This is a genomic window from Rufibacter latericius, assembly GCF_003721515.1.
Taxonomy (GTDB): Bacteria; Bacteroidota; Bacteroidia; order Cytophagales; family Hymenobacteraceae; genus Nibribacter; species Nibribacter latericius.
In genome coordinates, this window is record NZ_RJJD01000003.1 from 211,221 (window position 1) to 233,887 (window position 22,667).

Below are 22,667 nucleotides of genomic sequence, written 5' to 3' on the forward strand. Positions count from 1 at the left end.
GTTTGCCATGGCTGCCGACAGCTTTTGATAGATTGGGTCAAAAATAAATGTCTTATATTTCACCCCATTTAGTTGTTCTCTTCATGCTTTGGCCATGAAGCTTGGATGAGAATTAATGCATTGCATTCATAGGCGAACCTCAACAAACCACATGAAAAACATTCTACCATTTCTTGCCCTCTTGCTTCTGTCTTTTGCGGCCATCTCCTGCTCCGATGATAAGGCAGAGGAGTAAGCTATGCCCTTACCTGAGCTAATGCACCTTTCCAAGTTGACGGCCACGGGCACCGAGCGCCCCGGATATTAGTTAACCGCTACCTTCGACTATCATGAAGGACTCCTCAGATATTATAAAGAGATGGATATCAACAGCAAGCTTATCGTAAATGCCGTGCATGAATATGACAACCTTGCCCGTCTGTCCTGGATGATTTCTATACTTGATCCTTACCAAAACCCGAGCCCCTCAACGATGATTGACAGGCGGAACGAAATAACCTATGATGCAAACGGGAGGATATCCCAGGTAACCTCAACCACCCATTGGCTTAAAACCCCTTCGGATTATTATTACTCTATCACCTACTCCTTATCCTATGATGGCCAGGGGCGCATCAGTTCTATCCGGCAACAGAGCATCGGCAGCCCCCCAGTCTGAGCATGTCTTGGAATATGACGGCAAGGGCAACGTGGTCCGCTACCGCTTACACCCACTTTCGGTTTCAGGCGCCAGGGAGGATCCTTTCCTTGACATGGCTATCAGCTACGACGATAAGAAAAACCCCTTCTATCAATTGGGTTCTATCATTGCCCCTTATGGGCTTCCCCATTCTTATCTCAATAGCTTCATTTACCATCTCAGCCCCAACAATCCCGTTAGCGTCAAATACGCACCCACTCTGGAGTCTAAACTTTCCTATATCTATAACCAATCAGGATATCCCATAGAGATATATTTTGACGACACCACCCATAAGTTAGAGTATTTGGAGCAGCAGTAATTCTGGTACTCCAACTGCCATTTGTAAGCTTCTAACAAATCAAAAGGTCCTTTTCTGTTGGCTAACAAGGGTGGATTGGGATGGGAAGAGCCATTTGAAAGGCTCGTTCAAATTCACTAATGAACATTAACACAAGAAATGGAATCTGAGCTCTCCTGTATTGAGCAATTAATAGGGATTAAAGATAAAGTGGAGAGTATCCAAATGGAAGGACCAGAGACTTCCTCTGACCTTTTCTGCTACATGCAAGAAACGCGGGGTTTATTGATCTGCTTCTCAAATAACGATTACTGCGATCAGCAGACAGCAAAAATGATTGGGTACTGCCTCCAGTACCTAGAGGAGAGCATCAACAGGTTAAAAAGAGGGCTCACGTTTGGCAGTGCCTTTCTTCTGAAATCAATCATTTCCATGTTCCTAAGAAATGTACCGGAAGAGGTAATGGCTGAGTGCCTGGGTCAAACTTGAAGGAACTAACCGTGAACAAAAAACCTAAGAGAGAATAGGTCTAAGTTTTACCAATTTATGCTTCAGGAGCCGGATAACTTCACCACTTTTAGATCACCCAGATGCAAAGCATCGGCCTAGTCTGGCGGGAATCATGTGTTGTATTTCTTGAACACAAGCCCCAACGATTATGACTTTGAGTAATCCAAAGACTTTACTTTTTGAGGCAGGCTAAATATTGGATAGGCCGCATTTTACTCTTTTTCGATTTTTCTGGATCATGCATCATCTCTTATAATCGACAAAAAAATAGTAACTGCTTCAAATTAATTGATTATTAATGATTAACCATTGGTTGGTGGGAAACTAAAGATTACAAATTCCAATACCATTGAAACTTACATTTACTCACAATTTAATTTCTCAAGAACACCTAATGCACTATTGGCTACACCGGATATCTCACATGGCTGAGTTATCATATCCATTACAAGACAAGGGATATCTTACCATTGGATTCTCAGACCTGACAAGTAACGACATTATTGATCAAGTCTTGAAGAATTATTGGAATTCCTTCAATTCAAAGTTTAAGGAAGTTTGGAATACTGTCCCTAGGACAAGACATAACCTATGGAACTTCTTAAAATTCAATAAGGGAGATATAGTCATTGTCCCTAGTTGGGGGACGTTTTACGTTTGCGAAATAATTGATGAAAAACCCTTTATCATTGGTGAAACCTATTCTGATGGTTTAACAACTTGGGATAAAAAAAAGGTTTTCACAAATAGCAATTTGTTACTAAAAGAAGATGGGTCATGTTATGATCTTGGCTTTGCCAGAAAGGTTAACGTTCTCTACAAAAACATTCCCAGAGACAAGTTTGCTGACTCGAAGCTGACTTCAAGAATGAAGATCAGACAAACAAATGCTCAGATTGATGACTTAAAAAATAGCATTGAGAATAGCATTGATAACTATAAAAAGAATAAACCAATCCATCTACATTCTATAATAGTTGAAAAAACAGCGGGATTAGTTTTAGAATCCATCAAAAGTGAATTAAATCCCGACAAATTTGAGAAGCTAGTAAAAACATACTTCAAAACTATTGGGGCAAACGAGGTTACTATTCCTGCAAAAAATGAAAGCAACAAAGAGGGTGATGCAGATATAGTAGCTGTTTTTGAAAACATTAAACTAATAATTTACATTCAAGCAAAATTCCAAACAGGGCAAATTAATGAATGGGGAACTACTCAAGTGCTTGACTACAAAACTAACAAGGAAAGTATTGCTGATGGTTATAATAAAATTGCATGGGTAATAACTACAGCAAGCAAGTTTGATTCAAGGGCAGAAAACCTTGCTAAAGAAAACCAAATTCAATTAGTCAATGGAATGGAGTTTTCTAAAATGCTTCTGAATGCAGGAATTAATTTATTGAATAAAAATTTATAAATCTAAAAGCCTTGTATAGATTTCATGAACTATACAAGGCTTTTTACCTAATTCAACAAAATATAACACCATTAAAGCGATGTTAAGACTTGCTTACAATGTTATCATAAAAATGCAGAAACCATTCAGTTTACACCAATCAAAAATTAAGGATATTTAACCTCTAATTACAAAACATCATCCATACTTCTGCTCTGTTCATGGATTAGTTTAGTAAACTCTTATCGCATGTCATCACCAAAGGTTAAGCATAAGAGAAACTACCTTACCAGCCTTACCCTATTGCTCCTTGTTCTTGCCGGCTGTAAGGAGACCGAGGTAGTACCAAAAAAGAGCCCTGACCAAATTTACAGTGAGCACCTTACGTTTGGTAACCCGAGCAACGCCACCACCGACATAAGCAACTCCAACAATTACCTGATGGGAAAGCCCCAGTATGCCTTGTCATACAGTAGGAATAGAGGCACCCCCAATTGGGTAAGTTGGCATTTGACCCAAGATTGGATGGGTAGCGTTCCCCGGCAAGACGATTTCTCACCGGACAGTTCCCTGCCTATCGGTTGGTACCGGGTGACGGCCAGCAGCTATACAGGAAGCGTCTTTGACAGAGGCCACAACACCCCTTCTGCGGACAGAACTAGGTCTTTTCAGGACAACTCCGCTTCCTTTCTGATGCCCAACATGATTCCCCAGGCATCCAACTACAACCAGCAGACCTGGGCAAGGCTGGAGGACTACACGCGCGATCTGGTGCAGGACGGAAACGAAGTCTATGTCATCATGGGAAGCTACGGTGTGGGAGGAACGGGCAGCATGGGAGCCAAGAACACGATTGACAACGGGCGGGTCACTGTGCCAAGCCAGATTTGGAAGGTAAAGGTAATCCTTCCCGAGGGTGAGGATGATGTTTCCAGGATCACTTCCAGCACCAGGGTGATAGCTGTGAATACCCTTAACATCAACTCTATAAACTCCTCCTGGGGCTCCTACAGGACCTCAGTAGATGCTATTGAGGCAGAGACTGGATACAACCTCCTTTCAGTGCTCCCTGACAACATTGAACAGGTGCTGGAAGCGAAAACAGATACGGGCCCTACCCAATAGCGAGACCTTTGCTCTCTGGCAAGCAGATTGATACGATAAGACCTAATCGTTACCCCTTCAGCCACTCAATTGCTACTTCGGAGTCATTGAAGCTTTGAAATTGAATATGGCTATGATTCTCCATAAACACTTTCTCAACCAAATTCTCCCTGAAAAAGCTCGGGGAAGATAGGCGCGCTATCTTTTCCACTCTTGTGGTGGAGAGATATCTGACAAACTCCTCAATAACCACAGCAAACTCCACCTCCTGCAGGTCTACCTGTGTATTCCTTGCATCAATCAGGACCTTCTTGATGTCGTAATTCCTTGCATGCTCCACGATCAGGCCAAAGGACCTACTGATCTCAGGAAAGAGAATATCGTCTACAGGTGGAAAGCTGACCGTCAGAATGTCTGTGGTTGGATCGTAATCCAATATCAAGAACCCGCTATTGTAGATGACCATGAAGCAGAAGAGTTTATTTGCAGGAGTAGGTGAAGATGCGCTTTGTATCACTCAATATGTATCCATCAGGAAGGACAATGTTAGATTCCAAAGGGTATCCCTCTTCATCGTAGGTGTAGCGGATCGAGTAATCGGAGAAGCCTGCGCCGAATTGGAACCTTCTGGTTAATTTGTAGCGGGTGATGTTTCCAGACGAAAGCATTGGAGGAAGCTGATCAACATATCCTGGATGCCCTCCCAAGGACATGATTGGTAAGGATGGAAATGGGTTCTTCTTCCCATCAAAGGTGACATAGACACTGTACACATACTTTTTAGAAGGGTCTGGCAACTCCCCCTCCTCTGCATAAGTTGTTTTTATGATCTGATACACTAATCCTTCAGGGCTGTAGTCATAGGTAGCAATGGACAAGGCGTATGACATATCAGCCGTGTGGATGGAGGTAAGGAAGAGCCGGCCCAGATAATTGAAACTATGGAGATAAACATATGTCTGTCTTCCAGGGGGAGTGTTGACACTCTTATTCTGCTGGGTTAACTGCCCCTTATCGTTGTACATGTTCTCCCAAGCTACATCCTTTGATTCTTCCCTTACCAATCTTCCGTCCTTGTCATAGGATAAAAGAACGTCATAGGATTGCGGTTTGCTCAAGGAGTCTACCGAGTTGACGGTGATGCGCTCAAGCTGCTCCTTCTCGTTGAAGTAGTAACCATAGGAATGTGGGATGAAGTAGTTAGGGAAAGAGACCAAGCTTATGTGGCAGGGCCCTTCTGGTTCTATGGGAGAATCCTCTTCCTGGCAGCCGAAAAATAGCAAGATTAAGGATAGAGGTAGAAGCAGTTGTTTCATTGCAGGGTCCTTAGCCAAGTTAGGTTGGAGAGTAAAAATACCACCAAGTTCTTAAACAGCAAGGCACTTGGGCCTTTGAGAAGATGGACCAGAAGTACCTAGTTCGCTTATTTTACTTCTTTGAATGAACTTTCAATACAAATATATTAGGGTGACTTTCCAGCTCAGTAAAACCACATCTTCCAAAGAACTCATTGAGTTTCACTTGAGCCTTTTCAGGGTTCTGCTCCAAATCATCAAGCCTCAACCTTTTTCTAAACCCATAATGCTTCATTGTTAAGTCCTCAGCCTAGCACTGCAAAGGGGTACTCTTAAGCCCGACATAGCCACATTTGAATTCAAAGTGCTTGATGACCCCTCTCATCACCTCTTCACCAAGCCCCTGGTTTCTAAACTCAGGATAAATAATGAATTTATTTACAAATAGAATATTGCCATTAGAGACTCCCCCTATTTGTTGCTTTATATTATCCTTGATTCTCCATACCCTCATATCAATCAAAGCATCTTCACTGGATGAGTATGGTCTACCCAAAGACATGTGATCTACAAGGTTAGCTCTAACCCATCCTAAATTAAAATACAGAAGCTCCAGTTCTCCTATTATAACAGGCTCTCCAACATGTTCATCATCATCATCCAGGTGCTGGAATGTAATGTCTGCATTTAACTCATCAACAGCATGTAATACATCAGGACTAAATAATGTAGTGAGCTCGATCAGGTACTTGAAATTAAGCCAAATAAAATGTTCTGGTAGTTTGGACATAGTTAAATATTTATAAAGGTTAAAGAACAATACTGGCAGAAGAAAACATTAGGACTATAGTACCTACATTTGCCACTGATTAAAAACTCAAGAATTTATAATTATCTTTAATGAAGAAATTCTACTCGCTACTATTAGTACTTGAAGTATCCAAGGCATCCTATGGCCAGGATACACCTTTTACCACTAAGACTTATCTCGGCATAAAAGGAGGTATTACTAAGTTTTCAGTTAAAGGCACTGAGGTTAAGCTTCGCAGAAGCGGCGGGGATGACTATGTCCCTCATAAGGATCACACATTCGGGGCAGTTTTATCAACTGACCTAAACAAGTCTCTGCAATTGAAGTTTGAGGCAAACCGTATTGTCAAGGGAGCAGACCATGTGGGCAGCTCTTTTTATGAAAACAAGCCCAAGACAGTGACTTATCTCCAGATTCCAGCTTTGATTGGATATAAGCTACCCCTTTCCTCTAAGGTCAGATTGATTGTGGAAGGCGGGGCGGCTTTGAATGTTGCAGTGGTGCCGGTCAAGTATAACAAGGACAACTACGAGCCAGGCTCTATCATAGAGACTCCGGCAATTATGGCCTCCCCTGTTGGCGGCGCCGAACTCGGCTTTTACTTCAATAACGCTTACCTCTTTTTAAATTATCGCCGTGACTTTGACAGTCAAAAGTATTTTGAGAGAAGAAGTGGGCAATACTACCTACAACATGCAGGCGGTAACTCTTTGACCCTTGGATTGATGTTTAGGACCAATAAAGGCTCTCTAAAGCAACGGCAAGCTCAATAAGAATTACTTATTATCGTAGGATTGAAGGAGAGCGAACTGCTCTCCTTTTTATTCCCCAACTTAACCATGGATTATCAACACAGCTTTAGCTCGATTCCTATTGGAATCAAACCTGAGTCAGGCAATTGTAACCATTTGACCATTGGATATACTTGGCCATAATGGGGTTTATTAAGAGACTTGTAAAGGCTTTCTTGGATGAGCTCACCTGATGTTCGGGGGCGAAGAGGATGAGAAACTGGATAGGACCGGTTACCTATTGATGGGGCTGCTGCTGGTGATTGTGGTGGCTGTGTTCTGGCTGAGCAAGTAGTATTTCAAGGAGAGGGAACTCTCTCCTTGATGCTTAGTCTAGCCGTAAAATATTAAAGAAAGAGGGTAAAAAGATTTAATTACTTAATACCAATAACCTTATCCCACTCTTGTCAAATTTCATCTAACTGCTTAGATAAGTCCATAAGTTTATATGATAGATTCTTGGAAGGATATATGGTTGCCCTAGGAAATTCCCTCACAATTGCGCTGACTACTAACCACATTTCTAAAACATCATCAATATTGAAATCAATTCCATCTACATCAGTTAAGTCTGTTTCAAAGTAAATCTTTCCTTCTCTCTGCTCAACAAATCTTACAGTGGTTGTCTCTACTTTAGTTAAGACAAAATACGGCCTACCTTTAATTAAATCACTATAATCTGACTTCGTGCTGAAGCAAAGAACAATTGTGCCTGCAGGTATTCAAGTAATATTATTTGTATAATTTTGAAAAGCCCTGAACTTCTTTGCAGTATAACTATTGCTTGGAAATCCAAATTCATCTAAGTATTTCTCTTTATGATGACTTTCATCCCAATTATAAGGCCTAAAAGGAAAGTTTATTAAGTTTTTAGGTTCACTAGTATCACCATTAATCAATCGCTGAATATAATCAGGGAAATCACGCCATTCTACATAAGGAACAAAAACACTGCCCCTAGTAATGGGGTCATTACCGAATAGAATCAAATCTGTAGACAATTGATTATGTTTATTTGCCAATTTGACAATAGAATCAATTGGAAAGGGCCTATCTAAAGACATATACTTACTTAGATTAGCATTACTCACACCTAAGACTTGAGCAAACTCAGTCTTACCTGCCTTCATCTTATTGTATCCAAGCAGTTCATAGCGGGATACAACTCTCTCGCTTATAGACTTTTCATTATCTGTTAATACAGCCATATTATAAATTGGAAATTAATTTTCCTCTTTGTTGTATCTTATTTCCATTTTGACGAATTTTTGAAATAATAATTAGAGAATAACCAAATATACACCAAATCATTGTCCCATGATAACCATAAGCAACACCAATCAAACCCGGCTTAAAGACCTAATGCCGGAGAACTATGGGCAAATCCTGCGTGAACGATGTGGCCTAAAAAGTAGACAGCGAGTGTATGACGTGGTGAACGGAGAGATAAAAGGGAATAAAATCTACTCAGAGGCTATTAAGCTGGCCGCAGAGACAAAGGCAGCAAGAGATGCTGAGGAAAAGCTACTCAAAAAATTAGGGGGTGCTTGAAGTAACCATCGGCAGGACGCCGCAGATAATCTTTAAACGCTATATACAAGTCGTTGTTACAGAAAATCAAAAATTTAACTAAAATATTTCAAGCCATGAAAACCCAAATAACCCAACCCAGAACATTAGTAACTCCCTTCAAAAAGTCTACTCCAGTTGTGAGCAAAGAATCACAACAGGTGAAAGCCTTGCAAAAGTTGGTAGCGGAGCAGAACGCCAAAATAGCCCAAATGGAAGCTAAGGAAGCAGAAAGAAAAGCCGCTCAAATTGCTTCTGCCACAAATACCTTGATTCAGTTGATCCAGTTTGATATTGATCAAATGGTCAAGAATGGAACCCTTACAGTAGAAAAGGCCGAAGAGGTCACCCAAAAGCTAGGCACCCTTGATATCGAAGGGCTGAAAGCACAATATGATTCTATTACGGCGTTCAGGAACCTTCAGGACCGTCTTAAGGAATATAAGTTCTCGCTGAAAGTTAAACGGGCTCAGGTGGTAGAAAAAAGAATCCATGCTTTTCTACCACAACTTGCAGATATTCCTGCAGGCTTACTGTCATTGCCAAGGAAGGCTATAGAAACGGGGTTCTAAGTTTCGAAAACGCATCCTATCTGTGGAAGAGATTAAAAAAAGGGGAGGGCATGGAGGCGTCACAATGCGAGGCTTTCAGCGACTACATCCTGTCAAAACTAAAGGAAACCCCTAATCCCAGATACGCCACCGAAAAGAAGGCCAAAAAGCGCATCACAAAGCTGCTTCTAAGATTAGACCACTTCGCCCCTATCATCCCCTAAACACATGAAGGCAGAAGTCATTATTTCACATAATGGGGCAAAGCTGGTCCTCAACGAGGAAGGTCAGCAGGAAGTCATCAACCTGGCGGCAGAAAGACTCGCGGGGAAGCTAGCGGAGGAGGAGATCAGGAACAGGGTCTACACCATCCCCAATTGGCCAAGCGCCTGGAGTGCTGCCGGGCCACGGCCGATAATCTCATAGACAGCGGCAAGATCAAGCTGGCCCCTACCCTAGGCAAATCAAAGGGCTACAGGGTCACTGAATTAGAAGTTAGGCGCTTTCTAGGGATTGCCGCCTAACGGAAAAGGAAGGTTGCAACCATCCTCTCAATCAAATACTTACAATAATCAATCACGCAAATATATGAAAACCGCATTACAGCTCCAAATCACCCCTTCCTCAGTAAACCCTTCATTCAATATCCCAAAGCAGTCCTTCGGGAATAATGTCACAATTTCTGAGCAGCCTTGAGTAGGCTCCTTCTTCGGGATACCAGAGCCAGAGCCGGTAGAAACGAAACAGCCTACCTCCTAAACCACGGTAGAGGCCGAGATCCATATCCTGCTCAACACCATGGAGGTGGAGAAACATACCATGCTGCACCACCGCAAGCACGCCGGCATTACCGCTGAGGGCCGCCCTCATCTTGGTTTCTTTGACCCGGAGGACATCGCCACCCCTTTAAAGGAGATTGCCTTCAAGCATGAACAAGCCCTAGCTTTCGTCATCTACTTCGCTTATACTGATAGCAGGACCAATGTAAGGAGAGAGGACAATGAAGACATTATCCGCTGGCTTAAGAATGGCCGCTATTCTTGGCAGTGGATGGATGAGGACGGCAGGAAAGGCGAGGCGTTTGTGCCGGATGCGGTAAAAATGAGACACCCACACGCCTTCTGCTAAACGCTAGGTTACCGGAATGATGACCAAGCCTTTTATCCACCTGAAGAAACAAAACATGCCGCTCACCAGAACCGCCCAGCACCACCTCCAACATCAGGTAAACATCACTCCGGACCTGGCTAGTTTTGTCTTCAACCCACCTCCGCCCGCTACCAGTCCCTTGCTGGGTCTGCTTCAATTGAATCTCAAATTGGTTTAAGTTTATTTACGAGTGAAGTATAAATATATAAATAGTTTAGAATCGTTTGTTTCGACTTGGGTATACTGCAGCATTAGGTCTTTTTTGGTGACTGTCACCACCTCATATTCAGCCCTATTCATAACAATAAAAAACTTACCCTGCCTTTCCTCTAAAGTGTAGGGATTTGGATAGGTTAGTTTGTCACCAATATAAGAATCCAGGTTTGTTTGGGTTATCTCAAATTCAACTCCGTGTGAGGGGTGAGACCGGGTCTCCACCACTTGCCCCTGTGAGCTGATTGCTTCCTCCTTGGCACCAGTAGCGACCCATCGCCCAATTATGAGGTCTTTGGTCTCGGTAGGTTCTGGGGTAACCTCCTCCTCGTCTTTATCTCCGCAACCGGAGAATACTAGAATTAATAACACCAACAAGGGTAGGAGTTTCTTCATTGTGGTTTAATTTTCTAAAAGTGGTTGTTTGTTCTAGAAGGTGGGGAGGCCTCGTGTATCTAGCCGATAGTTTCAGAGTGTCCTGAATCAAGGAGGATATCTGGTGGTCTATCCCATTAAGCATTAAGTACCTGTTGCCTGTTCTCTCACTTAGCTTTAACTCTTCTTTAATGGAATACACCGCAGAGCTATCTGTCGGATTGTAATAGTTGAAAATGACAGAACCGCCTGAAAAGATAAATTCTGTATGATTTACTGGCTTAGTGGTAGAGCTAATCAATGTTGATCCGTCTTGAGAATACTCATTGTCCTTCACAGCAACGGTTCGCCATTTCCCCTGAAGCAAGGCTTTCGTTTCTGCTAAGGGTGAAGTATCGTCTTCCTTATCGTCCTTGCATCCGGTGAATACCACAAGGAATAGCAACAATAGCGGTAACAGGCTTTTCATTGAATTTCGATTTAGTAAAGGATATAGGATTAATCAATCCTTTGGTAATCGGTAATGGTGATCACTTGTTGGTCGCTTTGGGGATATCTGAATATGAGCCGCATCTTATCAATCTTCAGATTGCTTATTTCGTGTTCTTGCCTATAGAAGATGATGGATATGTTAGAATCTCGGTCCATAAGTGAATAAGGTCCTGTTGTACCAGGGCCTTTATTAGGGCTTTCCCGCAGGGTGTCTCCCTCAAATTCAAGGATAACTGTCCCACTTCTAGTTTCACTTTTACTATGCACCTTGCCGTCTGTACCATAGGTCTCCACCCACCCCCGGGAATCAATCCATTTACCCTGTAGTAATCTATGGGCCTCATCAACTGTCAGGTCACTGCCTTCATCCTTGTTGTCACATGCGCAGAAAAAGGCTGAAACTAGAAGTAAGAAGGGTAGTAATCTTTTCATTGAATATTGGAATAGGGTTATTGGTTGATTCTTCTGAAGGTTGTGGTTTGTTCCACTATATTAGGATTGCCTTCGTACCTTCCAGTGATTGTCTCCATTAATTGTAAACTATCGCGGTTCAAGTTGATCACTTTTTTCTCTACGCCTTGAAGCATTAAGTACTTATTCACTTCCCTTTCTACAAGTATTAATTCCTCCGTTGAAGACAGAACAATGGAGTCAGGATTGCCATTTGTTTTATTGTAATGGTGTGATATGACGGAATTGTTTGAGAAGAGCATTTCGGTATATATCAAAAGGTGATCGATGGTGTGGGACCATACTACCATTCGTGATCTGTCAGGAGTGAGTTCTTCGAACTTTATTGACTCTTCTCGCCATTCTCCTGCAGGAGAGCTTTGGTGCCCTCCACAGTTAGAGATTTTTCATCTTCATCGTCACTGGAACAACCTGAAAATGCTGCAAGCATCAGGAAGAGGAATAATCTTTTCATTGAATTTAGTATAGGGTTATTGGTTAGTTGAAACCTGGTGTGGTTGGTTTGGTGCTATTTACCCTTGAGTAATCAAGGATCCAAACAACTTTCCCCTCTTTGGTGGGTTCCTCAAGGCGTAAACGGAGATTGAAACGGTTGATTAAATCTAATTTGTATCTGACGCCTGCTTTTTCAATTACTGTTTGTCCCTCGACATCCGAGACTTTGTAGGGCGTGCCCTCTACAAGAACGGGCTCTCCGTTTCTAGACGTGTTGGCTAAATAGCCCATGATATTATCTTTGAAAACAAGCAGGGCTATATCTTCGGTAAGTTTCATTTTGTTGCCCCTAAGGTAGACCCCACTAGAAGCATAAAGCTCGCTGGTTTGCTGCACCTGCTTCCACCTGCCTTGAAGAAGGGACACCTTTTCCTCGTAACTTTGGCTTAAATTGTCGCTGCAAGAAGAGAATACTACAAGAAGTAGCATGAATATAGGTAAAAGTCTATTCATTTAGAATTATTTGAAGTTCCCCAAAGATAGCGATTGTTTTGAATTGGGGCTTTTTGTTAAAACAAAAGGGAGGCTCCCCAAGAACCTCCCTTCAATTACAAGACTTACATTGAACTATCTGTTTTACGGGGGAGAAAAGGGGAGAGTTAGGCAAAAAAAAGGGAGACGAACCACCATCTCCCCAAAAACCATTTTTAACAGTCCAAAGGTAGGGCAGGGCATGTTGCTGGGGTGTTAAGTTTGGATGTAGGGAATTAAGTTATTGTTACCTCCCCCTTGCCACGCTAAACACCAGCAGCCACTACGGGGCGAGGTCATACTGCGCCTCAAACAGAGTAAGCGCACTGCGAAAGCTGGCCATCACGTCCTCTCCAAAAGGAGACCGCTCGCTAATCTTGAGATAGTTCATCCAGCCGGTGGAGGCATAGCCATTGATACCCGGATGCTTATTCAGGAACTGCTTCGCCAAGGCCGGTTTTACGCCGTGCACCTGCCCATCGAAGATCTTGCTGTACCTGCTCTCTAGTTTGGAGTAGAGGTAGCCTTTGGCAAAGTACACCCCATCCCGCTCAAGGAAGCCGGCCATGTACCAGTCTGCCTTTTCTGTACGCTTGGTTCTGATGTAGTATACCTTGAATTCGTTCACAGGGGCAAAGATACCTACGGTTGCCCAAACAAAGGCGCTTTGTTGAGAAGCTTAGTCAATTTGAATTTTGTGAGCGTAAGCGCATGGGTAACCTTCCCTTGGTATAGCAGACCCTCGGCAACCGAAAGGTTCTTCGAGGCAGACCCTAACTCCAAAAGGGCTATCCCGTCTTGTTCATCTTCGCAGTTAATTATGGAGATTGTTTTCTTGATCTCATCCAGCAGGTCAAAAGCGGCTTGGGTGCTTGACTTTTTTAACTGGTGTTCTTTGGCCTCCCGGAGAAGGAGGCCCAGCAACAAAAAATGGTTCTCGTTCCTGTTCATCTGGGTAGTTTGGTCCCCAGAGAAACCCACACCAACCCCTCAGAGTTCCACCTCGCTGCCGCTTCCCAGATGGCTGTTAACAGGAGATACAGGAGAACTACGGACTGAATTACCGGATAATGGAAACAAAGGAGATTGAGGACGCCATCCTTAACCGCACACCAAGTTTCGCCTATGTGTACCTGCTCCCAAACGCAGCCAAGACGTCAATCTACCTACAGCTGGTCTTAGGAACACAGGAAACCGGGCTTGTCTCCGTATCAATGCCTCCAAAATTTAAAATGTTGGGTTTAGAGAATGGAGGAACCATAAAGAAAGGTAACCTGAAGGAATATGTAAGCTATATCAAAAATTAGGTGCTATTCTAATGACACATACCCTAAGGCATTCCTACCAAAATATATTCAAATTCTTATGGAATTGATCTGAAATACTCACACTTTTACACACACCAAAACAAAAAAGCCCTGTAACTATCTAAGTTACAGGGCTTTCATAATTAATCAGTGCGCGCGGGGAGATTCGAACTCCCACACCCGTAGGGCACCACCCCCTCAAGATGGCGTGTCTACCAGTTTCACCACGTGCGCAAAGCACAAACAAGGTCGCTTCCCCGTTTTGTGGTACAAATGTATTATTTCCTTCCTTTCCCTGCAAGTTCTTTTAAAAAAGTTTTGACCCATCAAAGCACCCTGCACTCCATTATTGTAATGGATACTACAAACAATTGCCTCTAATTATGTACTTAAAGCGCCGAATGTACAGAACAAGTTCACTCAAGAAAAACTGATTATGAATAAGTTGTTTATTTGGCATTTTTCCAAAAAAACGCCAAATAAACAACTTAACAAAAAGGAAAATCAAGGTTTACCAAAATCCATTTTAATCCAACCAGTAATAAATAACTTAATTCAATATCTCTAAGCTTACATCCTCCCAAAGCCAAACATGCAATTAAATTTGCTACATTATTATCCCATATCTTTAATTACGAAATATTTCTAAACATTATAGAATCTACTATTTTACTTCAATCTTAACCAATATATATAACAATTACTTTAAGTGTATTTTAATCCATACAACCACCAAGCTTAAGCAATATTTATTTACACAGATCATATCTTATTTCAAATTAGTTGAACAAAACAATAGTATCTGCTAATCCTTTTACATTCACCATCATTAAGAATTCATTTAGAAATTAAATTAAATAAAAATAGTACTCTTTAATCAATAAAAAACTTGTTGTTTTTTAGATATGCATACCCTATACATTTAAAAATTTTATAAAAAAAGTCTTGTAAGACAACTCAATGATTATCGTTTTAATTAATTTATAACTAAAAAATAATATAACTATTTAATATTAAAACTTCACGGGTATTTATTTAAATATATTAAAGCAAATACAAAACATTATACCTAATCTTATAAGAAATTAAAGCATATCTTATTATATTCATTCAAAATACTTATAATCTTTCCTTATTTGGAGTCCATCCTAAGTCAGTATGTATTCCTATCAGAAATATAAGGTAGCAAGCATCAGCAAAGTATAAACCAAAACTTAGTTTTCACCTAACACTTTAAGCATCCTAAATCTTGCTGTTAACAACTCCAATTAACTTAGTCCGTATTTATTAAGGAAGAGAAAAGTTCTTTCACCAGAAATCTCTGGTAAGGGACAGATTCTTTGAAGTACCAGATCAAATAGGTTCTTAGATACCCTCTTCACCAAAACAAGAGCATACCTAAAGTAATTTATTTAAACAAGAATATTTTCCGATTGCTTTTCAATGCATTATGCTTTCAAACCCCATGCTTTACTTTAAGTTAAGGAATCTCTAAAGATGTGGTTCAAGAAGGTTCAAATTGGAATCAACGCCTGTTCATAAAGGTATTTGCTAATATCATTATCAATACACAAGGAAAGCAAAAGAGCTTTAAATAATTTTAATTTAATTACTAGTGAATTAATTATTTAATAAAAAGTCCTTCTAGTAAACTACTGTTTTTAACGTTAGTTCAATTAGGCTTTAGAACAGAAACAACTAATCAAATTTTTACAGACACGTTACCATATTAAGGATTTATATAACCTCATAATATTTTAGCTTAAAACGTTATTACCTTTCAACTATCGCCTTTAAATACATTAACAAACAATCAAATGAACGGACAAAGAAAGCATGAAATTGAATCGCTCGCCAAGGCAGGGTATGTAGCCAAAGGTATAGTATACATTTTGGTTGGTGCGCTAACTGCCATGTCGGCTTTAGGAATGGGTGGTAAGAAAGCCTCTAACTCAGATGCTCTTCTTCAGGTAAAGAGTTTCCCTGGAGGTAGTTTTTTACTGGGTATTTTAGCGGTTGGTTTGTTGGGGTATGCGCTTTGGAGATTCATTCAGGCTATTAAAGACACAGAGAACAAAGGCTCTGATTCAAAAGGGATGTTGAAGCGGATTGGTTATGCTATTAGCGGATTACTTTACGGATCACTTGCTTTTGTCGCCTTCAAAATGGCCACTGGTGATGGAGGAGGATCTGGTGGTGGGGGCTCCCGGGAAAAGGACATGCTTTCCACCCTACTAGACAAACCCTTCGGTAAATATATGGCCATCATTATCGGGTTAATTATTATAGGAAAAGGGCTAAATCAATTGTACAAAGGTATTACTGCGTCCTTTATGAAGGATGTTACCGGACTTCCCCGTGACCGGTTTGATGTCCTCAAAAAAGCCGGTCAGGCGGGGTTCTCTGCCCGAGGAATTGTCTTCGGAATTGTGGGTTTCTTGTTTGTAAAAGCGGCCTGGTTACAGCAGCCCAATAAAGCCGGAGGTACCGAAAGTGCCTTCTCCTTTCTACAAACCTCCCCCTTTGGGAATCTCTTATTAGCCATTGTTGCGCTGGGCTTAATTGGTTATGGAATCTTTATGTTTGTGCAATCCAGGTATAGCAACATCTCCATTCATTAATGGCACAACCAAAGAAACCATAGACCAGACCGGTGTCTCCTTTCCCGAACCAGGGCAGAAGACACCGGTCTGGTTTTTGATCTGTTTTCTGAAAACTAGGTCCAAAGCCCATGGTTCTATTTCTTCTGCCGGATACTTGTTAACTTCCGGCCATGCAAACCATACCCTACTACATTGTAGACGTCTTCGCCGATGCTCCTTACAAGGGAAACCAATTGGCTGTGTTTCTACAATCCCAGAACCTGAGCACCGAGCAAATGCAGCAAATCACTCAGGAAATTGGGTTCGCCGAATCATCGTTCATTTTGTCTGAAACACCGGTTGACGATGCCTTTCCTACCAGAATTTTCACGGTGGAATACGAAGTTCCTTTTGCCGGGCATCCTACATTGGGCACTGCCTTCGTCATCCAGCAAGTTCTGCTGCAGAAGCAGGTACCAGAGGTCCGGTTGCAGGTGAAGGTGGGCCAGATTCCCGTTTCGTTCTCCTATCAGGTAGAAAAGCCAGCCTTTTTGATGATGCAGCAAATCCAACCCAACTTGGGGGAGCCTATTCCCCGAGAAGCCGTGGCTCACCTGCTCGGGGTTTCCCCAGACACGATTCATCCTGATTTTCCGGTGCAGGAAGTATCTACCGGATTGCCTTTCCTGATCGTTCCGCTGAAGAGATTAACCGATATTCAGCAACTGCAGGTGCAACCCGCCAAACTCCTGGCCTTTCTTCAGCAGTACGGATTGTATAAAACTCAGCGCCCAGATGGCCTCTCGGTTGCGCTTTACTTTTTCTGCCCTGAGACCTACTCCCCAGAACACCAGGTAAACGCCCGCATGCTGGCCCTGGAAAATGGCCAAGTCATTGAAGACGCCGCCACAGGCAGTGCCAACGGCTGTTTACTTGCCTATCTGCTTCGGCATCGGTATTTTCAGAAAGAGGAGTTAGACCTGCTGGTGGAGCAAGGGTATGAGATCAACCGCAACGCTACCATAAAACTGCAAGGCCGCTTAACCGCCGGTGACCATTTTGACCTGAAAGTAGGGGGTCAGGTGCAACTTATCGCGAAGGGGGTATGGTATGTGTAAGCTCTTCAAAGGAAGTTTCCTGAAGGGAGTGTTGCCTCTTCTGTTGGTAGCGATGGCGTTTTCAGAGGGATTTTCCCAAAACAAGCCCAAAACCGATTCGGTGTTTGTCTTAAAGCCCAGCCAAGTTTTTGACGGACAAATCCTGCAGAAAGACTGGGTAGTAGTGGTGCAGGGCGAACGAATCCTTTCCGCCGGACCTGCCAAGTCAACCACCCTTCCGCAGAATGCCCGAGTTCTGGACTTATCCGGCCAAACCCTGATGCCCGGACTCATAGAAGGACATTCCCACTTGTTGCTGCACCCTTACAACGAGACCTCCTGGAACGATCAGGTCTTGAAAGAAGCCGATGCCCTGCGGGTTGCCCGCGCCACGGTACACGCTAAAAACACGCTCCTGGCTGGTTTCACTACCGTTCGTGACCTTGGTTCCGAAGGTGCCGAGTACGCCGATGTGGGATTGAAACAAGCCATAGACCAAGGCATTATCCCGGGACCGCGGATGTTGGTGGCCGGCAAGGCAATGATCGCGACGGGCAGTTACGGGCCCAAGGGCTTTGATCCCGCCTTCGAGGTTCCGCAGGGAGCCGAGGCCGCCGACGGAATTGATGCCATCACCCGCGTGGTACGCGACCAAATAGGCAAAGGGGCCGACCTGGTGAAAGTCTACGCCGATTCCCGTTGGGGACCCAACGGTGAAGCCATGCCAACCTTCACCCTAGCCGAGTTGAAACTGATAGTTGAGATTGCTTCTAGTAGTGGACGACCTGTAGTGGCTCACGCCAGCACCCCCGAAGGAATGCGCAGGGCCGTGGAAGCCGGCGTAGAAACTATTGAGCACGGGGACGGTGCTACGCAGGAGGTATTCAAACTGATGGCCAAAAAAGATGTGGCCCTCTGCCCTACCCTTGCCGCCGGCGATGCCATTCTGCAATACAACGGCTGGCGTAAAGGGCAAGACCCTGAACCAGCCCGCATCGCCCAAAAACGGGCCAACTTCAAGGCTGCCCTTGCCGCCAAAGTACCCATAGTCATGGGTGGCGATGTGGGAGTTTACCCCCACGGCGACAATGCCCGCGAACTGGAGTTGATGGTGAATTATGGTATGCCCGCACTGGAGGTACTGCGATCCTCTACTTCAGGTAACGCCAAACGATTTCACCTGGACAATCGCCTGGGTATGGTTAAGGCTGGCCTTCTCGCTGATTTGATATCGGTCTCAGGAGATCCAACCCAGGATGTGGCGGCGATCCGTAAAGTACAGTTGGTGATGAAAGGCGGCCAAATCTATCGGCAGCCTTAAGGCTCTGCTTTAAAAAGAGAAATCCGCTTTGGGCTTGTTTTCTGTAAAACAGGCCCAAAGCGGATTTCTCTTTTAGAGGAAGTTTCTAATGATTGGCTACAAAGGAAAGGTGGTTTCCCTGAGGGCTTACCGCCAGGCGGGTGATGTTTTTGATGCCGCTTTTACTTAGATCGGCTACTTCTTTCCAGCGGGGATCGGTGCCGGGGCGGTAGACGAAGAGTTTCGCGCCTTGGGCCATGAGCAGCCGGCCATCGGGTAGCCACGCATAATCCTGGCTTCCTGGCAGAGCCTGGATGAGTAGTTCCTTCTCGCCTGTCTTGGGGTTCCAAAGCTTGATCTCGGCTATAGAATCAGAAAGGGGTACCAGGTAGGAGATCGCTGCTTTCTTAGGAACCTTATGCAGGCTTCGGCCCACCGATTCTTCCAGTTTCACGGTAGTTTTAGTGGAAGGTACAGCCAGGTACAGGCTCATGGGAGGTTGCTCTGGAAATGCCGCTAACAGCAAAGTATCCTGGTTGTACCAGACATGATAGCCGATCAACTGCGGCATTTCCATCAAGGATGTAGCCTGGCCGGTTCCTGGTTTCAAGGGAAAGCGCCACAAGTGCTGTTCTTTTCCGCGCACCACCGAGAAAGAATTACCGTCTGGAGTTACCAAAGGAGAGTACTCGGCCTCGGGGGTTTGGGTCAGTTGTTGGGTAGTCTTCCCTGCCAGGAAATACTGGAAAATATCGGTCTGCTGCCCCTCACGCTGTGAGGTAAAGAGAATAGACTTGCCGTCTGGGGTGAAACTGGGTTGGTTGTCGTAGCCGGGCCGCTGGGTGATATTGGTCGGAACTCCCACTTGCAGGCCTTCCTTTTGGCTTTTGAGCGTCACCAAATAGATGTCGGTATCTGGAATTGCTTGCGCCATGGCTCCGGCCGGTGCCAGGCATACTAAGAAAAGCAGGAAGCGTTTGCTAAGGGATATCATAACGGAAAAGCGCTTTAGTTAACATATATTTTAAGCCAGGAACAAGCAACTTGTTTTTGATTGAAAAGACTTGCCCTGCTTTTAATTTTATAGGTGGTAAAGTTCCTAAACATCGGTACTATTTAGCCTTATCACAAATCCGGTATCACAATATGGGAAGTTTCCTGGGCAAGTGTTAAAACAAGAAAGCGCCCCATTGTGTGGGACGCTTTCTTGTTTTTGGGGTATTTTCCTGAAAATAGCCTAAAAGCACCTTTATACTTCTTCGGCCTTGAGTTCTTTCAGCTCCTTCATGGGCCGAAGGAAGAAATCGTTCAGGGGCTTCACGGCTTTCATAGCGGCCAGGCACTCGTCATACAGGCGTTCACTGGTGACTACTTCATCGGTGAGCATGTAGGTGGTGTTCCAGCTTTTATGGCGAAGCAGGTCAATGGCGGGGTTGTCGCTTTCATAGCCCTTGGGCGTGGTTTTCAGTTTTTCGCCGGCTATTCCTGCGTAATATTTGCGGAACTCAGGGGTGTTGATGATCCCCTTCAGTTCTTCATAGTTGTAGTCAATCTCCTGCCTGATGGCCTTGAGTTCAGGGGCCGGGGGCATCCAAACGCCGCCAGCCAAAAAAGAGGCATCGTTCGGGCTGATGTGCAGGTAGAATCCGGGGTTAATGGTTTTGCGGCCACCTTCGGCCATGTAGGCGCAGATATGGTCTTTGTAAGGACGTTTGTCATTGGAGAAACGCACATCGCGGTAAATCCGGAACATGAGGTCCTTTGGTTCCTGTCCTTCCAGAGCGGGTTCAAACTGGGAAGCTCCTTGCAGAAGGGTTTTCAGAAATGAGATGAAATCCTGCCGAGCAGCTTCGTAGCGGCTTCGGTTCACCTCAAACCAATCGCGCTGGTTGTTCAGCCGAAGGTCACGGATAAAATCTAAGGTAGAAGGATCTAAGTGTTTTTTCATGAGGTCTCTTGGGATTGGCTTTTGCCATGGATTGAGAACAAGGGAGAAGCAAAGTAAGTTCTGACGCGCCTCAGCGGCAAGTTCAGGCAGAGAACAGCGGGGTGGCTAAGTAAATCCTGTCTTTTATTATTGCGCTATTTATCTGGCCTTAGCTTTTTTTCAAAAGTACTCAAATACTGGTTTTCCTCTTCTGCTTTCTCGTTTAGTAAAGTGGGCAAGAATGATACTTGAAGGCTCAATTCCATGGCGGCAGCCACGGTGGACTCCAACATCTTGTCTGAGTTCCAGTGAGTGTTAGTGAATAGTTCCGGCACCAGAAAGTTGAGTCCCAACAGGTAATAACCTCCTGACGTGGTTGGCCCCAATACAAGGTCATTCTGGTTCAACTCTTCAAAAGCTTTTTCCAGCAACTCAGAGGGAATTTCAGGGTTGTTTCCCAAGATCAGGACAATGGGTGAGTACCCTTCCACCAATCCATTAGCAAATAGGGTATGTAATTGGAAACCCAAACCAGCCGGCACCGATGACACCCTAGGGGAAGGTTCCTCCGTTTGGCTTTTTCTTAATTCTGTATCATGGTTTGTAGCACAGTTCCACTGGACGGCATTTAAGGAGGACACCAGGTGCGTGCTTAAGATTAGAAGTTCGTTTGGTTGAGAGCGGTCCTTCTCTCCTGCTTCCCCTACTAGGTAAGTTCCGGGATTGGGGTTAGAGCCAGGTTTCAGGAAATTGAGCAGTAAACGTTTCCCCATTTACAATTTATACTTAAGCTTTCTGCGAGCAGATAAACCTACAGAACGTACGCGCATTCTCAAAGAAAACTTGCCTGCTTTGAGCCCCATTTTAACAAAAGGGTCTTAAAACAGGCAAGAACTACTTTCTATTAATCCAATTTGCTGGTTTCCTGTGGAAGGCTTACTTGCTGCTGCTGTTGCCCATCACGTACATTTCCTCCAGGGTGGGATTTACGCTGCCTCCCTCGGGTTCCAAGGTTACAGCAAAGGCCTGGGCTTCTTCAATTGACTTCATCCGGAGTAAGGTACTATCAGAGGTTTTAACCATGCCGGCATCAATCGGTTTGCCTTGGGCCAGCGCCCAAAGCTGGTACTGCTTACCCGATGGGGCGGCCGGAAGCCTTGCAGGGTCTAGATACACTTCCTTGGTTTCCTGGTTCCAGAACACGATGGCTTGGGCCTCGGGATGTTGGGTTACACCTTTCAGTTGCACCGCCTGGGTCCTGGGGTGCCGAAGAACCCCCAACAGGCTTTCTGAGTAAAGGCTTCGGTTTTCAAGTTGGTTTACCTGCAAGGCATACTGGCGGGTGGTTTGCTGCGCACTCACCAGTTCCTGGCGGGTGGCCTGAAGGTTACTGTACAGGTACACGTTAGCGGCGGCACTGATCAAAAGCAGAACCACAGCGGCTATTTGCCACCAACGGGTTCCACTCGTTTCCGAAGGATGGTTTTCCGCCTCTGTATTCAGGGGCACCACCTTTCCTGAAGTAGCCGCATTTACCTCAGGTTTGATCGTTTGGGCCTGCAACTGCCGTAAAATCTGATCTTCTAATTCAGGGCGCGGGGCTTTGGCGTGGGTGAGCGCATAGGCTTCCATGGTGCGCAGGCACTCCTCCAGGGCTTGGTGTACCTCTGGGTGCTGCGCAGCCATACGCTCCACCTGCTCGTATTCTGAGGGCGTGAGACCACCGGCTGCGTACAGCTCCAGTATCCCTGAATCTATATACTCCTGTGTATTCAACG

General features: G+C 44.2%; 26 protein-coding genes and 1 tRNA gene. 12 read left to right on the forward strand and 15 right to left on the reverse strand.

Going from position 1 to position 22,667, the window contains the following annotated elements; all coding sequences use genetic code 11:
• The first annotated feature begins 596 nt into the window (after positions 1 to 596).
• The 3 genes from EFB08_RS06540 (at position 597) to EFB08_RS06555 (ending at position 4,014) form a co-directional block, all read left to right on the forward strand.
• Positions 597 to 1,001 (forward strand): hypothetical protein, encoded by a 405-nt coding sequence (locus EFB08_RS06540; protein WP_125077663.1) that lies wholly within the window; start codon positions 597 to 599, stop codon positions 999 to 1,001.
• A 913-nt stretch (positions 1,002 to 1,914) separates the two neighbouring features.
• Positions 1,915 to 2,910, forward strand: a complete 996-nt coding sequence (locus tag EFB08_RS06550) for a restriction endonuclease (RefSeq protein WP_165864816.1) — start codon at positions 1,915 to 1,917, stop codon at positions 2,908 to 2,910.
• A 228-nt stretch (positions 2,911 to 3,138) separates the two neighbouring features.
• A complete protein-coding gene (locus EFB08_RS06555; protein ID WP_123126145.1) occupies positions 3,139 to 4,014 on the forward strand; it encodes a DNA/RNA non-specific endonuclease in 876 nt (291 codons plus the stop codon).
• 49 nt (positions 4,015 to 4,063) lie between these two features.
• Here the strand turns inward: EFB08_RS06555 and EFB08_RS06560 are convergent, their stop codons facing one another.
• The 3 genes from EFB08_RS06560 to EFB08_RS06570 all read right to left on the reverse strand — a co-directional run bounded on the left by EFB08_RS06560 (position 4,064) and on the right by EFB08_RS06570 (position 6,078).
• Complete coding sequence (locus tag EFB08_RS06560; protein ID WP_123126146.1) at positions 4,064 to 4,459, reverse strand: hypothetical protein; 396 nt, start codon at positions 4,457 to 4,459, stop codon at positions 4,064 to 4,066.
• A 13-nt stretch (positions 4,460 to 4,472) separates the two neighbouring features.
• The gene (locus tag EFB08_RS06565) at positions 4,473 to 5,309 is read right to left on the reverse strand and encodes a hypothetical protein (RefSeq protein ID WP_125077665.1); all 837 of its coding nucleotides are present in this window, start codon (positions 5,307 to 5,309) and stop codon (positions 4,473 to 4,475) included.
• Positions 5,310 to 5,598: 289 nt separating this feature from the next.
• Entirely contained in the window at positions 5,599 to 6,078 is a 480-nt protein-coding gene (locus EFB08_RS06570; protein WP_123126148.1) for a hypothetical protein, read from the reverse strand.
• Positions 6,079 to 6,188: 110 nt separating this feature from the next.
• On the opposite strand from EFB08_RS06570, the gene EFB08_RS06575 reads away from it, so the two are divergent.
• The gene (locus EFB08_RS06575) at positions 6,189 to 6,872 is read left to right on the forward strand and encodes a hypothetical protein (RefSeq protein WP_123126149.1); all 684 of its coding nucleotides are present in this window, start codon (positions 6,189 to 6,191) and stop codon (positions 6,870 to 6,872) included.
• Between the two features lie 740 nt (positions 6,873 to 7,612).
• On the opposite strand, the gene EFB08_RS06580 is transcribed toward EFB08_RS06575, so the two are convergent.
• Positions 7,613 to 8,098 carry a hypothetical protein gene (locus EFB08_RS06580; protein WP_123126150.1) on the reverse strand — a complete coding sequence of 162 codons (486 nt, stop codon included), beginning with the start codon at positions 8,096 to 8,098 and terminating at the stop codon, positions 7,613 to 7,615.
• Between the two features lie 438 nt (positions 8,099 to 8,536).
• Between EFB08_RS06580 and EFB08_RS06590 the strand changes: the two genes are divergently transcribed.
• The 5 genes from EFB08_RS06590 (at position 8,537) to EFB08_RS06605 (ending at position 10,337) form a co-directional block, all read left to right on the forward strand.
• Positions 8,537 to 9,031: a hypothetical protein gene (locus EFB08_RS06590; RefSeq protein WP_125077666.1), complete on the forward strand. Its 495-nt coding sequence runs from the start codon at positions 8,537 to 8,539 to the stop codon at positions 9,029 to 9,031.
• Positions 9,032 to 9,081: 50 nt separating this feature from the next.
• Positions 9,082 to 9,234 carry a hypothetical protein gene (locus tag EFB08_RS23445; RefSeq protein WP_165864817.1) on the forward strand — a complete coding sequence of 51 codons (153 nt, stop codon included), beginning with the start codon at positions 9,082 to 9,084 and terminating at the stop codon, positions 9,232 to 9,234.
• A 4-nt stretch (positions 9,235 to 9,238) separates the two neighbouring features.
• Positions 9,239 to 9,436 (forward strand): hypothetical protein, encoded by a 198-nt coding sequence (locus EFB08_RS06595; RefSeq protein WP_123126153.1) that lies wholly within the window; start codon positions 9,239 to 9,241, stop codon positions 9,434 to 9,436.
• Positions 9,437 to 9,808: 372 nt separating this feature from the next.
• The gene (locus tag EFB08_RS06600; protein WP_123126154.1) at positions 9,809 to 10,138 is read left to right on the forward strand and encodes a hypothetical protein; all 330 of its coding nucleotides are present in this window, start codon (positions 9,809 to 9,811) and stop codon (positions 10,136 to 10,138) included.
• A 16-nt stretch (positions 10,139 to 10,154) separates the two neighbouring features.
• Positions 10,155 to 10,337 carry a hypothetical protein gene (locus EFB08_RS06605; RefSeq protein ID WP_125077667.1) on the forward strand — a complete coding sequence of 61 codons (183 nt, stop codon included), beginning with the start codon at positions 10,155 to 10,157 and terminating at the stop codon, positions 10,335 to 10,337.
• Positions 10,338 to 10,339: 2 nt separating this feature from the next.
• Here EFB08_RS06605 and EFB08_RS06610 read toward each other — a convergent pair whose 3' ends face one another.
• From EFB08_RS06610 to EFB08_RS06650, 7 genes are all read right to left on the reverse strand, one after another.
• On the reverse strand, positions 10,340 to 10,768 hold the full coding sequence (locus tag EFB08_RS06610; protein ID WP_123126156.1) for a hypothetical protein: 429 nt from the start codon (positions 10,766 to 10,768) through the stop codon (positions 10,340 to 10,342).
• A gap of 477 nt (positions 10,769 to 11,245) precedes the next feature.
• The gene (locus EFB08_RS06615; RefSeq protein WP_123126157.1) at positions 11,246 to 11,671 is read right to left on the reverse strand and encodes a hypothetical protein; all 426 of its coding nucleotides are present in this window, start codon (positions 11,669 to 11,671) and stop codon (positions 11,246 to 11,248) included.
• Between the two features lie 361 nt (positions 11,672 to 12,032).
• A complete protein-coding gene (locus tag EFB08_RS23865) occupies positions 12,033 to 12,164 on the reverse strand; it encodes a hypothetical protein (RefSeq protein WP_262707467.1) in 132 nt (43 codons plus the stop codon).
• A 23-nt stretch (positions 12,165 to 12,187) separates the two neighbouring features.
• Complete coding sequence (locus tag EFB08_RS06625) at positions 12,188 to 12,634, reverse strand: hypothetical protein (protein ID WP_123126159.1); 447 nt, start codon at positions 12,632 to 12,634, stop codon at positions 12,188 to 12,190.
• Positions 12,635 to 12,959: 325 nt separating this feature from the next.
• Positions 12,960 to 13,304 carry a hypothetical protein gene (locus EFB08_RS06635; RefSeq protein ID WP_123126161.1) on the reverse strand — a complete coding sequence of 115 codons (345 nt, stop codon included), beginning with the start codon at positions 13,302 to 13,304 and terminating at the stop codon, positions 12,960 to 12,962.
• A 14-nt stretch (positions 13,305 to 13,318) separates the two neighbouring features.
• Complete coding sequence (locus tag EFB08_RS06640; RefSeq protein ID WP_125077668.1) at positions 13,319 to 13,627, reverse strand: hypothetical protein; 309 nt, start codon at positions 13,625 to 13,627, stop codon at positions 13,319 to 13,321.
• Between the two features lie 507 nt (positions 13,628 to 14,134).
• Positions 14,135 to 14,217, reverse strand: a tRNA-Leu gene (locus EFB08_RS06650).
• A gap of 1,583 nt (positions 14,218 to 15,800) precedes the next feature.
• Here EFB08_RS06650 and EFB08_RS06655 point away from each other — a divergent pair.
• The 3 genes from EFB08_RS06655 (at position 15,801) to EFB08_RS06665 (ending at position 18,983) form a co-directional block, all read left to right on the forward strand.
• Entirely contained in the window at positions 15,801 to 16,604 is an 804-nt protein-coding gene (locus EFB08_RS06655) for a DUF1206 domain-containing protein (protein WP_123126164.1), read from the forward strand.
• 152 nt (positions 16,605 to 16,756) lie between these two features.
• Positions 16,757 to 17,683: a PhzF family phenazine biosynthesis protein gene (locus EFB08_RS06660; protein ID WP_123126165.1), complete on the forward strand. Its 927-nt coding sequence runs from the start codon at positions 16,757 to 16,759 to the stop codon at positions 17,681 to 17,683.
• Positions 17,676 to 18,983, forward strand: a complete 1,308-nt coding sequence (locus EFB08_RS06665) for a metal-dependent hydrolase family protein (protein ID WP_394342954.1) — start codon at positions 17,676 to 17,678, stop codon at positions 18,981 to 18,983. The genes EFB08_RS06660 and EFB08_RS06665 overlap by 8 nt, the downstream gene beginning before the upstream one ends.
• A gap of 85 nt (positions 18,984 to 19,068) precedes the next feature.
• Here the strand turns inward: EFB08_RS06665 and EFB08_RS06670 are convergent, their stop codons facing one another.
• The 4 genes from EFB08_RS06670 to EFB08_RS06685 form a co-directional block, all read right to left on the reverse strand.
• Positions 19,069 to 19,956, reverse strand: coding sequence for a PD40 domain-containing protein (locus EFB08_RS06670; protein ID WP_123126166.1), 888 nt, complete (start codon positions 19,954 to 19,956; stop codon positions 19,069 to 19,071).
• A gap of 255 nt (positions 19,957 to 20,211) precedes the next feature.
• The gene (locus EFB08_RS06675; protein ID WP_123126167.1) at positions 20,212 to 20,910 is read right to left on the reverse strand and encodes a DUF2461 domain-containing protein; all 699 of its coding nucleotides are present in this window, start codon (positions 20,908 to 20,910) and stop codon (positions 20,212 to 20,214) included.
• A 134-nt stretch (positions 20,911 to 21,044) separates the two neighbouring features.
• The gene (locus EFB08_RS06680; protein ID WP_123126168.1) at positions 21,045 to 21,662 is read right to left on the reverse strand and encodes a DUF2064 domain-containing protein; all 618 of its coding nucleotides are present in this window, start codon (positions 21,660 to 21,662) and stop codon (positions 21,045 to 21,047) included.
• Between the two features lie 163 nt (positions 21,663 to 21,825).
• On the reverse strand, positions 21,826 to 22,665 hold the full coding sequence (locus EFB08_RS06685) for an anti-sigma factor (RefSeq protein WP_123126169.1): 840 nt from the start codon (positions 22,663 to 22,665) through the stop codon (positions 21,826 to 21,828).
• Between the last annotated feature and the right edge of the window lie 2 nt (positions 22,666 to 22,667).

Coding starts and splice junctions, on each gene's coding strand:
- EFB08_RS06680 (WP_123126168.1), bottom strand. CDS start 21,662: ATGGGGAAACGTTTACTGCTCAATTTCCTGAAACCTGGCTCTAACCCC.
- EFB08_RS06675 (WP_123126167.1), bottom strand. CDS start 20,910: ATGAAAAAACACTTAGATCCTTCTACCTTAGATTTTATCCGTGACCTT.
- EFB08_RS06670 (WP_123126166.1), bottom strand. CDS start 19,956: ATGATATCCCTTAGCAAACGCTTCCTGCTTTTCTTAGTATGCCTGGCA.
- EFB08_RS06580 (WP_123126150.1), bottom strand. CDS start 8,098: ATGGCTGTATTAACAGATAATGAAAAGTCTATAAGCGAGAGAGTTGTA.
- EFB08_RS06550 (WP_165864816.1), top strand. CDS start 1,915: ATGGCTGAGTTATCATATCCATTACAAGACAAGGGATATCTTACCATT.
- EFB08_RS23865 (WP_262707467.1), bottom strand. CDS start 12,164: ATGAAAAGATTATTCCTCTTCCTGATGCTTGCAGCATTTTCAGGTTGT.
- EFB08_RS06615 (WP_123126157.1), bottom strand. CDS start 11,671: ATGAAAAGATTACTACCCTTCTTACTTCTAGTTTCAGCCTTTTTCTGC.
- EFB08_RS06540 (WP_125077663.1), top strand. CDS start 597: ATGATGGCCAGGGGCGCATCAGTTCTATCCGGCAACAGAGCATCGGCA.
- EFB08_RS06570 (WP_123126148.1), bottom strand. CDS start 6,078: ATGTCCAAACTACCAGAACATTTTATTTGGCTTAATTTCAAGTACCTG.
- EFB08_RS06565 (WP_125077665.1), bottom strand. CDS start 5,309: ATGAAACAACTGCTTCTACCTCTATCCTTAATCTTGCTATTTTTCGGC.
- EFB08_RS06660 (WP_123126165.1), top strand. CDS start 16,757: ATGCAAACCATACCCTACTACATTGTAGACGTCTTCGCCGATGCTCCT.
- EFB08_RS06575 (WP_123126149.1), top strand. CDS start 6,189: ATGAAGAAATTCTACTCGCTACTATTAGTACTTGAAGTATCCAAGGCA.
- EFB08_RS06605 (WP_125077667.1), top strand. CDS start 10,155: ATGATGACCAAGCCTTTTATCCACCTGAAGAAACAAAACATGCCGCTC.
- EFB08_RS06610 (WP_123126156.1), bottom strand. CDS start 10,768: ATGAAGAAACTCCTACCCTTGTTGGTGTTATTAATTCTAGTATTCTCC.
- EFB08_RS06595 (WP_123126153.1), top strand. CDS start 9,239: ATGAAGGCAGAAGTCATTATTTCACATAATGGGGCAAAGCTGGTCCTC.
- EFB08_RS06655 (WP_123126164.1), top strand. CDS start 15,801: ATGAACGGACAAAGAAAGCATGAAATTGAATCGCTCGCCAAGGCAGGG.
- EFB08_RS06625 (WP_123126159.1), bottom strand. CDS start 12,634: ATGCTACTTCTTGTAGTATTCTCTTCTTGCAGCGACAATTTAAGCCAA.
- EFB08_RS06590 (WP_125077666.1), top strand. CDS start 8,537: ATGAAAACCCAAATAACCCAACCCAGAACATTAGTAACTCCCTTCAAA.
- EFB08_RS23445 (WP_165864817.1), top strand. CDS start 9,082: ATGGAGGCGTCACAATGCGAGGCTTTCAGCGACTACATCCTGTCAAAA.
- EFB08_RS06640 (WP_125077668.1), bottom strand. CDS start 13,627: ATGAACAGGAACGAGAACCATTTTTTGTTGCTGGGCCTCCTTCTCCGG.
- EFB08_RS06555 (WP_123126145.1), top strand. CDS start 3,139: ATGTCATCACCAAAGGTTAAGCATAAGAGAAACTACCTTACCAGCCTT.
- EFB08_RS06560 (WP_123126146.1), bottom strand. CDS start 4,459: ATGGTCATCTACAATAGCGGGTTCTTGATATTGGATTACGATCCAACC.
- EFB08_RS06600 (WP_123126154.1), top strand. CDS start 9,809: ATGGAGGTGGAGAAACATACCATGCTGCACCACCGCAAGCACGCCGGC.
- EFB08_RS06665 (WP_394342954.1), top strand. CDS start 17,676: ATGTGTAAGCTCTTCAAAGGAAGTTTCCTGAAGGGAGTGTTGCCTCTT.